This is a genomic window from Amycolatopsis sp. NPDC051758 (assembly GCF_044453095.1).
Taxonomy (GTDB): Bacteria; Actinomycetota; Actinomycetes; order Mycobacteriales; family Pseudonocardiaceae; genus Amycolatopsis.
This window is the reverse complement of sequence record NZ_JBITCJ010000002.1, coordinates 1,289,938-1,303,688: the sequence shown is the minus strand read 5'-3', so window position 1 is coordinate 1,303,688 and position 13,751 is coordinate 1,289,938. Positions and strand designations below refer to the sequence as shown.

Here is a 13,751-nt window from a genome sequence, read left to right as displayed (position 1 = left end):
TCATGACCATCAAAACGACCTCGTACACCATTCCCGAGTCCGCGTGGATTCTCGGCGTTTCCCGCGCCACGATCAGCCGCGCGATCCGGACCGGCGTCTTGCGTGCCACCCGATGCCGGTCCGGGCTGCGCATCTCCGCTGCGGAGCTGGTCAAGGCCCTCCAGGACGGAGGTGCGGCATGGACGACCACTGGCTGATCGGCATCGCGAAACGGCTCGACCGCTTGCGCCGGGTGCGCACCGATGTCCTGAACGACGTCGTGACCAGCAACGGGGCCTGCATGACCCCGGAGCAGGGACGTCTGCCGGAAGCCGATGACGACCGGGAGTTCGCCAAGCTGCTGTGTGGCGGCTGCCCGGTCCAGGACGAGTGCCTTGAACTGGAGCTTCGCACGGCCGGCGTCGAGACGATCGGCGTCTGGGGCGCGATGGCCGACGTCGACCGCCGGGCTCTCCACTCCCTCTGGCGGCAACGCGGTGAGCGGGGTGCGCAATGAACGGACTCACCTTGACGCCCGTACAGATCCTTGTTGGGGCCGGCGTGCTGCTCGGGCTGTGTTGGGTCTGGCGAGCCGGCGCTCGCCGGGCGAAAGCTGCGGCTGAAGCGGCTCGGAGCGGGGCGCGGCTCGTGTCGTTGGCCGGCCGGGTGCTGTTCAACGCCGGACTGATCGTCGCCGTCCAGTGGGTGGTGATCGCTCATCCGGGCAACAGGTGGCTGCTGTTCGCCGTGCTCGGGCTGCCGGCACTGTTCTCGTCCTACGCGCTGACCCGCGCCATGACCGTGACCACGCTGGACACCTCGAAGCGAGGTGGACACCGATGAACCGGGCGCAACGACTGGCGCAGGACGCGGCCGAGGCCGCCGAGGTGCGCGCCTATCAGACCGATCCCGATGTGGTGGCGCTGCGGATCGAGCGCGTGCGGCGGCAGGTCGACTGGATGTGCTGGTCCGGGATCGTGCTCGGGCTGGCGTTCACGATGACCAACGTCCAGGGCTTCGCGTCGGCCGGGACGCGGCCTGGATCGCTGCCGTGGCTGGCTGCGTGGGTCCTGGACCCGACCGTCTCGCTCGTGTTGCTGGCGATACTCCGGGCGGAGCAGGTCACCGCGCGGTACCAGGTGCGGACCGGTGGCTGGGTGCGCCGGGCGAAATGGTTCACGCTCGCGGCGACCTATGTCATGAACACCTGGACGTCGTTCACGGCTGGGGAGCCGGCGGCGATCGTCCTGCACTCCGTGCCGCCGCTTGTCGTGTTCGCCGCCGTCGAGGCGATCACCGATCTGCGCGACAAGCTGACCGATGCCGTGCTGGTGGCCGCTGAACGGCGGCCGGCTCAGCAGGAGCCGGCCGGGCGGCGAGTGCTGTTCGCCGACTACCTGGCCGTCGCCCGGGAGAGCTGGACCCCGGACGTCGAAGTCACGCCGGCGTGGGTGCGCCGGGCGACGGGGTGTTCGCGGGGGCTGTCGCCCCGGTTGGCGCGGGCGCTGCGGTCGGAGGTGGCCGATGACTGACTCGCTGCCGGTCAAGGCGGACCCCGTCCTGGATGGTGAACTGATCGACGACACGTTGCCGCAACCGCGTCGACGCGAGCCGAAGCGGAATCGCTTTGCGGTGTGGTGGCTGCGCTCGCCCCGGGTGCCGGCCTGGCTGAAGGACCGGCGGCAGGCCGGGCAGGCCGCGAAGGATCTTGTGGCCGCCGCGCTGAGTTCGCCGGTTCGTCTCGCCGGCGCAGTTTTGCGTGGCCTCCTGGCGGGTGCCCGGATGTGGCGGCGCTGGGTGACCGTACGGGAATACCGTGAGGCCGCCGAGCAAGCGGAGAAGCTGGCGGACAAGTTCACCGACATCCGAGCGCTGACCTTGTTCCGCTGGAAGGTCACCGGTGCTGTGCTGGTGGGTACGGTGGTCGCGACCGCCGTGGCCGAACTGCTGTACGGCGTCCTTGTGCCGTGGACGGTCGGAGGTGTGGTGGCGCTGGCCCTTGCGGTCTTGGGCCGGCAAAAGGAAGGAAGCCCGGGAAGAAAGGCCGTGCTCTCCGGATCCCGGATCGCGACCTGGACGATGGACCCGCACGGAATGGTGGAGGCATTCCGGGGAGCGAAGCTGATCGGCAAGGACGAAACGTTGCGCCTGGTCGAGCGCGCGACGCGGGTGAGCGGCGGCTGGGCGGTCACGATCGATCTTCCGGCCACGCGCAAGGCGGCCGACGTGATCAAGAACCGGGAGGCGCTGGCGTCGGCCCTTGCCGTCGACGAGATCCAGCTGGTGGTCGACCGGGTGCGCGGGAACGGCGGGCACGCCGGCCGGGTGTCGCTGTGGGTCGCGGATCAGGATCCGTACTCGACTCCGGCCGCGCGGACACCGCTGCTGGCCGTCCGGCGGTGGGACGCGTGGCGACCGGTGCCGTTCGGCCGTGACGCGCGCGACCGGCGGGTGGACCTGCCGCTGGTGGGAACGTCGCTCTTGGTCGCGGCGATACCCCGGCAGGGCAAGACGTTCGCGGCACGACTCGCCGCGGCGGGACTGATCCTGGACCCGCACACGCGGCTCTACGTCGCCGACTTCAAGGCGGGGAAGGACTGGGACGCGGCCGCGCAGGTGGCGCACAGGTTCGTGTCCGGCGACGAGCCGGAGCACGTCCTCGAACTGCTCGGCTGGCTCCTCGAGCTCGTCCGCGAGGTTCAAGGCCGGTACCGGCGAATGCGCGAACTGGACGACGTCACCTGCCCGGAATCCAAGGTGACGCCGGCGATATCGCGGGATCCGGGCTTGGCCATGCCGATCACGGCCATCTTCGTCGACGAGGTGCAGGTCCCGCTCGAGGACCGCACCCCGGTCAAGGTCGACGACAGGAAGCTGACCGCGGGAGAGCACGTCGGCGAGCTGCTCATCTGGCTGGCGAAGAAGGGGCCGGCCGCCGGGATCGTGCTCGTGCTGGCGACCCAGCGCCCGGACGCCCAGACCATCCCATCCGGCTTGCGGGCGGTGCTGGGCTCGCGATTTGCGTTGCGAGTGATGGATTGGCGCGACAGCAACATCGTGCTCGGCGACCAGATGAACACGCGCGGATACGACAGCAGCCGGCTCCTGGCATCGCACAAGGGAGTCGGGATCCTGCGCCCGGACGGCGACACCCTGGCCGGCGGTGAGCTGGTCGCGTTGACGGTGCGCACGGACTACATGCCGAACGAGGACTGGCAGACCATCTGCCGCAGAGGCCGAGAACTGCGTCAGGCAGCAAGGACATTGAGCGGGCACGCGGTCGGCGAGCCGGGAGCGGCGATCGCACGCAACTTGCCGAGCGCAGGGAACGGTGAACTGCCGAACCCGTTGCCGGCAATCGTCGACTACCTGGGCGAAGACCTGGGGCCGGGTGGTCGTGAGTTCGTCCCGACCGCTGAGCTGGTCGAGGCACTGGGCACTGACGCGAGAACGTTCGCCCAGGAGATGTCGGAGCTCGGCTGCCGCCCGACACGATATCGGCTGCAGAGCGAGGACGGTGGAGTTCAGCAGGTGCGGGGATACCTGACGGTAGACGTCAGAAAAGCGATCGAGAGCAGTGGCTGCGCGTCCGGTTCCCGACAATGGAAGTCAGGTTGAATCAGCTGATGCGGGCGGGCTGTCCGCGAGGGTCCTGAGGAGTGACCATCGAGGTGTCTGGGCAGTCAGTTCCCAGTGTGAGTTCGAGCCCCTGGCGCGGTTCCGTCCAGAACCCAACGGCTCGAAAAGGCATGTGAGCTGCAGTTTTCCGGTGTAGTCGATGTTGAGCGGCGTCGACGAGGTGGTCGCTCATGACTTTCTCGGCGACTAAGAGTGTCAGCTGGTCACTGTGGGTGCAATGCTTCTGTACCGGTGTGGTGGCGGTCCTGGCGGCGTATGCGTCGTATCGGCACGGTCGTGAGTTCGCGGTGCGTTTCGGTGCGGATGGGTCGACTGCGTCGATTTGGCCGTTGATCGCGGATGGCTTGCTGACTACGGCGACGGTGGAGTTGTGGAGGCCGAGTGACGGTGGCGGTCGGTGGGCTGCGTGGGTGGCGTTCGGGTTCGGGATCTCGTTGTCGTTGTGCGCGAATATCGGGTCGGCGCCGCGGTTGACGGTGTTCTCGGTGGTGATTGCGGCTTGCCCTCCGCTGGCTCTTTTGCTGGCTGTGGAGTTGCTGAATCGGGCGTTGAAGCGCCACCGCGCCGATGCCCTGACCTCGCTGCCGACGGAGATAGATGCCGACGGTGAGTCCCCTGAAGGAGAAGTGGTGCAACCGCGGTCCGCCGAACATGACCTTGAGCCGCTGTCGGTCCTCGAGGAGTCGGCCGAGCAGCGGATGTGGGCGTTCTACGTCGAGGAGCAAGCTGCGGGACGTACTCCAACCGGCGCGGATCTCGATCGTGTCGCTGGCACGAACAACTACGGACGTCGTGTTCTCCGGCGCTGGCGATCTGCCGGCCGATACCCTGGTGATGGTCGCGGCGTAGCCATCAACGATGCTGGCCCGCAGCAGTTGGCTGGGGTCGACGATGCCGAGTCTCAATCTGGCCCGGAGATGCTGCAACCCGCTGGCTAACCGTGCGAGCCTGAGGTGTCAAATGGTATCGAGTGATGCCGGGAAGGTCGATTCTCTCGGCTGTCGCGTGGCGGCGCTATCGACCAGAGTCGGACCTTTAGCGCGTCCGCGCGCTCTCAGGCGCGCAACTGCCGGGGCCGTGTCGCCTCGTCCAGTCCGTCTACGGCGACCGGTACACCGAGTCGATGCAGCGATCCCGAACAGTTGATGCTGTGGTGCGGCCGCAACGCGGCTCAAGAAGTGGCTTGTTCAAGACCTTGCTTTGTCTGTCCGATCAGGGCGACCACGCCGCGGTCCACGAGAGATTGAAGAGGCCGGGGGCGCCGCGCTAGTCGCCGCACGGCGGCCCGTCAGCATGTTGCAGGAGAACGATGACGTGCCCCACCCTCCGCCGCCGTGCTCGGCGAGGCGGTGCGCGCGGCCACCGGCGTCGCCCGCGTCGACGTCGCCGAAGAGCTGGATCCGTCGCCCGTGGCCAGTGCAGTTGGTCACGACCCTCGACCGCGTCGTGACCGAAGCGCTGACCAACGTCCGCAGGCACTTACCGGAGGCGACCGAGGTGTCGGTCTCCGCTCGCATCGTGGCCGACGACCTGGTACTCGGAGTGCGCAACGACGGCGTCCCCGCGAGCCCGCTGCCGTCGCCGGGCGAGTTCGGGATCATCGGCATGGCCGAACGCCTGGCGATGCTTGGCGGTAGCCTCACCGCAGGCCGGGAATCTGGGTCGCGTTGGCGCGTGGAGGCCCGGCTCCCGCTCGGCGCCGAGGGAACGCGGTTCGGATCCTTGCCACGGCGGATCTGAAGACAATCCGGGTGCTCGTCGCCGACGACCCGGTCATGGTTGCGCACCGGTTTCCGGCTGGTGCTCGACGCCGCTCCGGACATCGAGGTGATCGCCGAAGCCGCCGACGGAGGAGCCGTGGTCCGGCTCGCGCGGTGGCTGCGGCCCGTCGTGACGCTCATGGACATTCGGATGCCCGAAGTGGACGGTCTGCGGGCGACCGAGATGCTCGCCGGGGCGGCGGTGGCGGAACCGCTGCGGGTCGTGGTGGTGACGACCTACGACGCTGACGAAAACGTCTACACCGAATTTGATAGCCGGCGCGTGCAGGTTCCTGCTCAAGTACGCGGGCCCGCGGATGCTGGTGGACGCAGTGCGCGGGGGCCCGAGGCGAAGCGATGATCTCGCCGTCGGTGACCGCTCGCCTGCTGGTCCGGTTCACCGAGGAAGCCCGGCGCCGCGCGCAATCTGTGGGGGATCCCGCTGACCGTCCGCGAATCCGATGTGGTGCTGGCGGTCGCCTGCGGCCGGACCAACGGCGGAGTCGGGCCGACAGGCGAGCCGGGCACCCCCGCTCGGTACAGGACGTAAGCGGAGATGGCGGATGCGCCGACGAGCGCGAGGACCACCAGCGAGGGAAACACCCGCCAAACCCATGGTTGCGCTTGATCAACGGCGATCCACCCCGTCCCTCCAGCAATCCGGCCGAGTCCGCGAAACCATGGCTGTGACCTTACATTTCACGACTTGCACAAGCCCGCTCGGCGTGGGTCCCGACGCCTTGGAGAGAGGAAATCGTGCCCAGCCTGGCTTCGCCGTCAGCTCCCGAGACGGACAGGTCGCGGGTGACGACTGCCCGACTGGGTGAACGCCGCGACGAACGCTGGTGCAGTGCTGGGCCGGGAGTTCGCTGGAATCCGAGGCTCGCTTGGAAGGCAGCAGCTTCACGGCCATCGGCCGTGGGCAGTGCGGGCGGAATAGTCCGGCGCGCGTGGCGTCGCGCGGAAAGGTCGGCTCCATCCGCTACAGTGGTACTCGGCCGCCGCACGACGGCCTGACTCCGCGCCGACCTCGCCCACGCCGGGACGGCTCGAAGGACAAGGGGCCCAGCCTCCGTGCTGCTGATCGAGCACCGGTTCGTGATAGTCGACGTCCGCGGCGCGAGATGCGTGGGATCGAGCGCCCGCAAGGGATGACGACCATGACCACGGACAAGAAGTTCAAGGCATACGTGCGTGCCTACGCCGCGCGCAACGGCATCTCCTACACCGCCGCGCACCGGCGGCTGGCCACATCGGCGCTGGTGGCGTACACCGACGTCGGCTGGACCCCCGAAGACGCCATCGGGGTCGACTCCATCGTTCGGATCTCGGCGAGCGTGCCGAACTCGCGGATGCAGGCGTTGAGCAGCAGAATCGGCACCTACGACGGCGACTCAGCCGAGCAGGACTGGCTCGGCCAGCTTATCTACGGGGCACTGCTGTTCGACGAGCCGACGCTGCGCCCGCCTCGCGAGCAGCTGCGCTTCGCGGTCGAAGCCAGCGACCTCGACGCGGTCGACGCGCTGCTGGACCCGCTGGACCGGGCCGCGGCCGCGCTGCTGGCGAACGACGCCAGCTTTAAGCACTGGGACAACCACAGCAAGCTGATGCTGGACGCCTTCATCGACCGTGCCGCAGACGTCACGGTCGACAACGAACAGCTGAGCGTCGAGCAGCGCGCGCTGCTGCTGACCGCGCGGACGGAATGGGCCGGGCGGTGGCGGACAGCGTGGACGCCGACGGGTGACGGCCGACGAAGTGCCCCCGGGCTGGAGTTGTGGCGCCGGCCGAAACGCACGCTTGACGCCGCGCTGGTGACTCGCCACGGCGGGTTCGGGCAGGGCACCCCGGTCCACCTGGCCGATGGCCGCTCAGCGACGGTGCTCGACCTGCACTGGGGCCCGGCCGGCTCACCGATCGCCTACCTGGTCCAAGAAGAACACCAGGATCCCGGCCAGTCCCGGCTCAGGGAGGTCCTCCCTGCCAGATCCGTCCAGCTCCGGACCGCTGCACAGGCTGCTGCATGGCAACAATCGAGAACAGGAGACACAGTGACCACATCATTTGATCAGCAGTGCGAGGCGCTGCTGATGCACCTGGAAGAGACCGAAAAAGCTGACAACGCCGCCGACAACTTCCTCGCCGCGCTCGGCGTGCCGGTGGAACGTCGGTTCGCGGTGGTCGAGTTCCTGGTGGGCCAGGGGCTCGCGACGGATCTCAGCACCTTGGGAGGCGTCGACTGCTGGCTGACCGGTGCCGGGCACCGGAGGGCGCAGCAGCTGATCGCCCAGCGTCCGGCACGCAGGGTGGCGGAGCTGCGGACAAGGATGCTGCGTTGGCTGGAGTCGGAGTCCTACCCAGTCGACTGGTCTGGTTTTCTCGGGAGTGACCAGATCGACTATCCGCAGCAGCCGTTCACCCGCAGCGAGATCGAACACCAGGCTGAGTTCCTTTACGATGCCGGCCTGATCACGTCCGTCCGTGTCGACCAGGCCACGAACGGGTCGCTGCGTCCGGCGCTGACCTCGAAGGGCCGTGACTGCCTGGTCCACGGCGGGGATGTGGCCTCCTACCTCAGCAACGGCGGGCAGCCCGGCCACACCACCTACAACAGCACCAGCCAGGACACCCACATCGGCTCGATTGGTGGTGGTCAGCAGGCCTTTCACAGCAGCGGTTTCACCCAAGTTCAGCACAATCAGCCTGCCGCCGGGTATGAGGAGCTCGCCGAGATCGTGCGGCAGTTGCTCGCGCAGCTCCCGCAGCGGTCCGAGCTGACCGACGAGGCCCGCGAGGAGATCCACGAAGCCGCCGAAGAGACCCTCGAGGTCATTACCGGACCGGAACCCAAGCCCAGCAAGGTGCGGCGGATGGTCGACGGCATCGTCGGTGTCCTCGGCCGAGTCGCCGCCACCCTCGGGCAAGGAGCATTGCAGGGCGCCAACAAGTCCACCACCGAGTGGGTCAGCGAGCACACCCAGCTGCTGCTCAACGCCCTGCCCATGTGAACGATCCGGTGGGGAAGCGGCTGGCATCACCGATTCCCCGCCGGAGGGTCCTCATCCGCTTGTGCGTCGTGGTGCGTCACCGCGCGGTGACGAGAGAGCTACTTCAATGGCGCGGTTCCATCCAGAACCCAACGGCTCGAAAAGGCATGTGAGCTGCAGTTTTCCGGTGTAGTCGATGTTGAGCGGCGTCGACGAGGTGGTTCCTCGTGACGTTTTTGAAGCCGGAGAGTGAGAGGCTGTCATTCTGGGTTCAGTGCGCATGTACGACCCTGGTGGCCTTGGGCGCGGCGTATGCGTCGTATCGGCACGGTCGCGATTTCGCCCTGCGTTTTGGCGCTGATGCGGCGACAGCCACGATGTGGCCGTTGATCGTGGACGGCTTGCTGACTACGGCGACGGTCGAGTTGTGGAAGCCGAGCGATGCGCGGCGGCGGGCTGCGTGGACGGCGTTCGGATTTGGCATCTCGCTGTCCTTGTGCGCGAACATCGGCTCGGCTCCGCGGCTGACGGTGTTTTCGATCGTGGTGGCGGCTTGCCCACCGCTTGCTTTCGGCGAGGTTTCGGCGGCGTGTCGGGTGCCGTTGACCGTCCTCTTGCCAGCGTCGAACAGCTCCCGGGCTCCGTGGTTAATCTCTTAACCTTCGTTCCTGAGCAACAGGTCTTTCCAAGCGGCGTCGGTCGGTAGCCCGATCGCGGCACCGACCGCCAATCTTTTGCCACCGGTCGGGATCGCGGCGGCCGCGATCCCGATACCCTGGGCAGTCAGCAGCTACGGCGGCGCTTAACCGTGGGCTGGTCGTCATGACCGGAGGTGATGAAGCAAGGAAGTCACCCATGCTGCACCGGCCTCGTCCCGGGCACGTTGATACATGCTCAGAGAATCGTCAAGCATCTGCGCGGCGATGTCGGTCATGCCTCGATCGCGGAACATCCTGCCGAGCAAGCCCAGCGATCTCGCCGCGCCGGCCGGGTCGTCGAGCTGGTCGAAAATCGTGAGTGCGTCGGTGAGGTCGTTCTCCGCCGCCTCCAACCGGCCGATCGCCGCATGACCCTCGCCGCGCTCCAGAAGCGCTCGTGCGCGGACGATGCGGACTTCCGGCTCTGCGGCCAGTTCGATCGCCTCGGCCAGCAGGGCGAAGTAGTGCTGTTTGTCGGCGCGGTAGGTCATTGCGAGCTGCAGCACGGCATCCGCCTTCTGGACGGCGTCGTCCTCCAGTCGTGCCTGCGCGAGCCACGGGCGTGCCTTTAGTGGCCGACCGGCATCGATTTCAACCCGGCCGAGCTCGTTCAGTACGTGCGGTAACAACGATTCGCCGGCGATACCCGCGGCGCGTGTCAGGAGTTCGCGGGCGTCGTCCAGTCGTTTGCCGGCGCGGTGTGCGACGCCGAGATGATAAAGAGAGTAGGCCACGCCGGCGTCGTTTCCTGCCTTCTGGTATAGGCTTTCGGCCTTGGTGAGGAGCTGTTCTTTCCGGTCGAGTTCGATAGTCGCGAGTCGAGCGTAAAGACTGGCGAGGGAAGCCGGGTGGCTCGCACCGTCGTGCTCAGCAAGCGCACGGCGTGCAAGGCCCTTTGCGATGTCGGTTTTCCCATGGTCGATCGCCAAGCGGACGAGCTGGTCGGCGGCCAGGAGAAGACCGTTGCCGTCATCGATGGATCGGTAGACTTTTTGGGCGCTGGAGAACTTCTGGACCGCGGTGTTGGTGTCTCCTTGCTGCGAGGCGAGTAGTCCCTGCTCGTAAAACACGTTGGCGATGCCTCGCTGGTCATCCGCCGCTCTCGCGAGGTCGAGCGTCTGTTGCAGCAGCAGATGTGCTCGGGCGGGATCGTGCATCATCCGGTAGACCGTTGCCAGGATGAAGTAGCTGTTGACCTTGGGGAGTCCGTCCTCGGCGTAGGTCAAGGCCAAATTCAGCTTTTCCTCGGCTTCGTCCAGATTTCCGGCATCTCGGTCCAGTCTGCCGAGGCCTTGGAGCGACTCGCAGATGACAAAGCGGTTGTCGACCTGGCGTGCGAGGGCGAGCGCTCGCGTGTAGGTCTTACGCGCGGCGGCATCGTCGCCCCTGTCTCGTTCCACATTCGCCCTGGAGAGCAGGGTTCGGGCGATACCGTTCTGGTGATCTTCGGCTTCGAAGATCACCAGAGCCTCGCTGATCAGTTCGTCGGCACGACTGTAGTCGCTGGCTGCGTGCGCCACGGTGGACAGGTCTCGCAAGACATCGGCTCTGTCGACCGGCATGGCCTGCGTGCTGTACGCATCCAGGGCCTTGAACAGGTATTTTTCGGCCTTGGAGTATTCCCGATGCCCCAGGAACATGTCGCCGATGGTGTGTAGTGCGTCCGCGGCATCGTTATGGCGATCGGCAGCGGAGTACCCTTCGACGGCTCGGCACAAGTGGGTCTCGGCAGAGGCGAGATCGCCCTGTGCCCAAAAGACTTGCCCCATCCATTGCGCGAAGCGGGCGTCCTGGACGGGGGTGCCGGTCGCGCCCCTGACCTGCGCGGCCTGCGCGAGCAGATCGGAGGACGCGTGGGTGTCTCCTTGCTTCGCTCGTGCACATGCGAGAGAAATCAGGTTGCCGGCGAGGTGGTCCGGACGATCGGGCGTCGAACCTTGTTCGCGAACCAGCTCTTCAAGACGAGCGACGGCTGCCTCCCAGTCGCGGCGGCGCAGGGCGACTGCCGCGAGATGAGCACGGACATCGGCGAGGGTCGATGAGTCGCCCGACAATGTGCACAGGTCAACGCATTCCCTGAACAGTGCTTCGGCGTGTGGCAGGTCGTTCTTCCGGAGTAGTACATCGGCGAGCCGATGTACCGCTTCGCCCAAGGCTCGTGTGTCATCGTTTTCGTCGGCCAGCTGCCTCGCGATGCCCGCGCGGGCGGAGGCTTCGGCCAGCTTTCCCTGATCGAGAGCGATGGCCGAGGACTCGAGCTCGGCTCCGATGACGATTTCCGGTGCTCGGTGCCGGAGCACCTGTTGTTGCTCGGGAGCGGTGGCAAGCTCGACCATTCGCAGAGCGTCGTCGAGCTTGCCGTTCCTGCGGGCGTTGGCCACGCTTTGCCGCCATTCGTGAAGCCTCTCCTTATCACCGCTGGCGAACCGGTGGTAAGTCTCTTCGGTGTAGTCACCTTGTTGCCGGCGGTGCTCAGCCGCTCGGCGGTGCATCCGGGCGTGGCGCGCCGGCTCGGTGTCGAAGAGGTGGGTGAGCAGGGCTCGACGGACGATCGGATGTATTCGTCTCCCGGTCGACGCAACGTCGGAGACCGCGAAGAAGGAGAAGCGGCACAATATTTCGAACCAGTCGCGGGGCCAGTTGTCATCTTCGGCCAGTGCGACGATGGCTTCCTTGTTGACCGATCGCATGATGGATGCGGTGATGACCACCTCGCGCATGATCGGGCTGAGGCGCTCCAGGAACGCGTCCATCAGCCACCGCGCCGAGTCCGCAGTGGCCGGAAAATGAAGCCGGCCTGACGAGGAATCTCCCGTCGGTAGGCAACTGTCGAGAAGGAAACCAGTCCAAGTGGGGTTTCCGCCGCAGATCCGGTGTGCTCCCTCGTGAAACGTGTGGTCACGAACTCCGCGGGACACGGCGTACTCACAGGTGCTGTCCTGTGACCAGGGCCGTACCTCCAGGTGCATTGCGGGAATCGCGGCCGGAAGCTGGATGTCATGCCAGCCGGCGAGCACCACCTTGAGCCGAGGTAGCGCGCGAAGAAGTCCGGTGAGGACGTCGTGCGTGAGCCAGTGTCCGGCTCCCGAGCCCTCGGTCCCGTGGTCGCGCCCGGGACTGTGCTGGTCGAGGAAGTGAAGTCGTTCGGTGGTGTCCACGAACAACACGAAGTCGTGTATCCGGGTGCGAGCCAGATCGTCGATCAACGCACGGGTCAAGAGCCTTCGCTGAGCGGTTCTCGCACTTTCTGCTTCCAGGTGATGTGGTCCTGCGGTCAGCACCGTGATCGGGGAGTCGATGATCGTGCCGTCGATCGCATGTTGAGAGATGAATATCGGAGGTTGCGTGCCGAGCGCGGTTCGGTCCGCCGTGGCTGCGGCGGACCGATACCCTTTTGTTTTCCGGCCTTCGTCGCCCACGAACTGGATGGCGAACTCGTCGAGGACCCGACGCGCTATGTCGTGTGTGAAGTTTCGGGACGGAGGATCCGCGCTGACGATTTCCTCGAGATCGATCGACCCGGTGGGGGCTGCGCACCGGGTGCGAAGGTCCCGCACCAGGGTCGATTTGCCGGAGCCGGGAGCACCCCACAGCACGAGCACACGGTCATTGCCAGAAATGAACTGACTGAATTCGCGGACTTCGTGTGATCGTCCGACCAAGGCGGCGTTGTCGTGGTGATCGAGCGGCGGCGGCACGGCGCTATAATTGCACGAGAAGGGTGTTGTTGTCACAACGCGATGGGGGCGGGATGGCCAAGTTCAAAGGTAATGGCTCCCAGGCGCTTGCTGTCGCCGCGGTTGTGCTGGGCATCGTTTCCGGAATCCTCGGTAACCTGCTGACCCAGCAATGGGGCTGGGGGCTGGCGGCTGGACTGGCGACAGTCGCTGCAGCGTGGGCGGCGGTCGAGTGGCGCCGGGCTCGGACCGTGGGCCGGACGGCCGGTGGGCCACGTGTCGAGGTGACGGCGCGTCGCGGCGGCGTCATCCGGCGATCCGGAACTCGTGTTCGGCAGGGCTCGACGACCACGGTGCTGAAGGTGGCCTCCGGACTTGGCCGGATCGAGAACTCGCCGGTGGAGGTCACCGGGCCCGCTGACGTGCGACAGAAGGCCGGCAAGAATGCGCTGATCTCCGACAGTGAGACTCACATCGAGTAAGGCGCGTCCTGACAGGACTCGGCTGGCCGCCCACGCTGTGGTCCTGAACACGATTCACCCCTAGGAGTAGCCCCACGGCGAGCTGCCGAGTTCGCCAACTAGACCTTTCTGGGCCGAGCGGAAGCCGACGGTAGCCAAAGCACGACGTTCGATGTGGTTCTTCTCGACGGGCACACCCTCAAGCCCGGCGGCCGCGGATGAGCCCGTCACCGGCGTCGACGGTCTCGTGCTGCGAGTTCAGGTGCCGGACGCCACTTGACTCAGTAGCCGAGGGGTAGCTGTCCCACTGATCGCAATTGCGCAGGATGCGGCGGCCGCAGTTGTGTGCTGGCGATGCGATCGAGATCCGCGCCGGTCGGCGTGCGGCCTTGACGACACTCGGCTTCGTAGAAAGCCGACGTCTGCTGCTCGACCGTTTCTTCCACAGATGCCTCCCTCCCTGTGAATAAGAGCTTGTCTCATGTGGTGAGTTTGCGGAGTCTCCTGTAGCAGATGAGGCCGGCTCCGAGGATGAGGAAGGCGAGGAAGT

Annotated in this window: 13 protein-coding genes; 11 read left to right on the top strand and 2 right to left on the bottom strand. The window is 66.5% G+C overall.

Annotated features, from left to right (window positions below):
* The first annotated feature begins 2 nt into the window (after nt 1-2).
* The 10 genes from ACIA5G_RS14955 (at nt 3) to ACIA5G_RS14910 (ending at nt 9,024) form a co-directional block, all read left to right on the top strand.
* Complete coding sequence (locus tag ACIA5G_RS14955; RefSeq protein ID WP_395923429.1) at nt 3-197, top strand: helix-turn-helix domain-containing protein; 195 nt, start codon at nt 3-5, stop codon at nt 195-197.
* The gene (locus ACIA5G_RS14950; protein WP_395923428.1) at nt 179-496 is read left to right on the top strand and encodes a WhiB family transcriptional regulator; all 318 of its coding nucleotides are present in this window, start codon (nt 179-181) and stop codon (nt 494-496) included. Before ACIA5G_RS14955 ends, ACIA5G_RS14950 begins: the two co-directional genes overlap by 19 nt.
* Nucleotides 493-822 carry a hypothetical protein gene (locus tag ACIA5G_RS14945; protein WP_395923427.1) on the top strand — a complete coding sequence of 110 codons (330 nt, stop codon included), beginning with the start codon at nt 493-495 and terminating at the stop codon, nt 820-822. Before ACIA5G_RS14950 ends, ACIA5G_RS14945 begins: the two co-directional genes overlap by 4 nt.
* The gene (locus ACIA5G_RS14940; RefSeq protein WP_395923426.1) at nt 819-1,511 is read left to right on the top strand and encodes a hypothetical protein; all 693 of its coding nucleotides are present in this window, start codon (nt 819-821) and stop codon (nt 1,509-1,511) included. The genes ACIA5G_RS14945 and ACIA5G_RS14940 overlap by 4 nt, the downstream gene beginning before the upstream one ends.
* Entirely contained in the window at nt 1,504-3,597 is a 2,094-nt protein-coding gene (locus ACIA5G_RS14935) for an FtsK/SpoIIIE domain-containing protein (protein WP_395923425.1), read from the top strand. Before ACIA5G_RS14940 ends, ACIA5G_RS14935 begins: the two co-directional genes overlap by 8 nt.
* 191 nt (nt 3,598-3,788) lie before the next feature.
* Nucleotides 3,789-4,556 (top strand): DUF2637 domain-containing protein, encoded by a 768-nt coding sequence (locus ACIA5G_RS14930; RefSeq protein ID WP_395923424.1) that lies wholly within the window; start codon nt 3,789-3,791, stop codon nt 4,554-4,556.
* Between the two features lie 508 nt (nt 4,557-5,064).
* Entirely contained in the window at nt 5,065-5,358 is a 294-nt protein-coding gene (locus ACIA5G_RS14925; protein ID WP_395923423.1) for a hypothetical protein, read from the top strand.
* A gap of 60 nt (nt 5,359-5,418) precedes the next feature.
* Entirely contained in the window at nt 5,419-5,739 is a 321-nt protein-coding gene (locus tag ACIA5G_RS14920; RefSeq protein WP_395923422.1) for a response regulator transcription factor, read from the top strand.
* A 589-nt stretch (nt 5,740-6,328) separates the two neighbouring features.
* Complete coding sequence (locus ACIA5G_RS14915; protein WP_395923421.1) at nt 6,329-8,386, top strand: hypothetical protein; 2,058 nt, start codon at nt 6,329-6,331, stop codon at nt 8,384-8,386.
* A gap of 206 nt (nt 8,387-8,592) precedes the next feature.
* Nucleotides 8,593-9,024, top strand: a complete 432-nt coding sequence (locus ACIA5G_RS14910) for a DUF2637 domain-containing protein (RefSeq protein WP_395923420.1) — start codon at nt 8,593-8,595, stop codon at nt 9,022-9,024.
* Nucleotides 9,025-9,185: 161 nt separating this feature from the next.
* On the opposite strand, the gene ACIA5G_RS14905 is transcribed toward ACIA5G_RS14910, so the two are convergent.
* Entirely contained in the window at nt 9,186-12,761 is a 3,576-nt protein-coding gene (locus ACIA5G_RS14905; protein ID WP_395923419.1) for a tetratricopeptide repeat protein, read from the bottom strand.
* A gap of 53 nt (nt 12,762-12,814) precedes the next feature.
* On the opposite strand from ACIA5G_RS14905, the gene ACIA5G_RS14900 reads away from it, so the two are divergent.
* Complete coding sequence (locus ACIA5G_RS14900) at nt 12,815-13,222, top strand: hypothetical protein (protein WP_395923418.1); 408 nt, start codon at nt 12,815-12,817, stop codon at nt 13,220-13,222.
* 260 nt (nt 13,223-13,482) lie between these two features.
* On the opposite strand, the gene ACIA5G_RS14895 is transcribed toward ACIA5G_RS14900, so the two are convergent.
* Nucleotides 13,483-13,647, bottom strand: a complete 165-nt coding sequence (locus ACIA5G_RS14895) for a hypothetical protein (protein WP_395923417.1) — start codon at nt 13,645-13,647, stop codon at nt 13,483-13,485.
* Nucleotides 13,648-13,751: the final 104 nt, after the last annotated feature.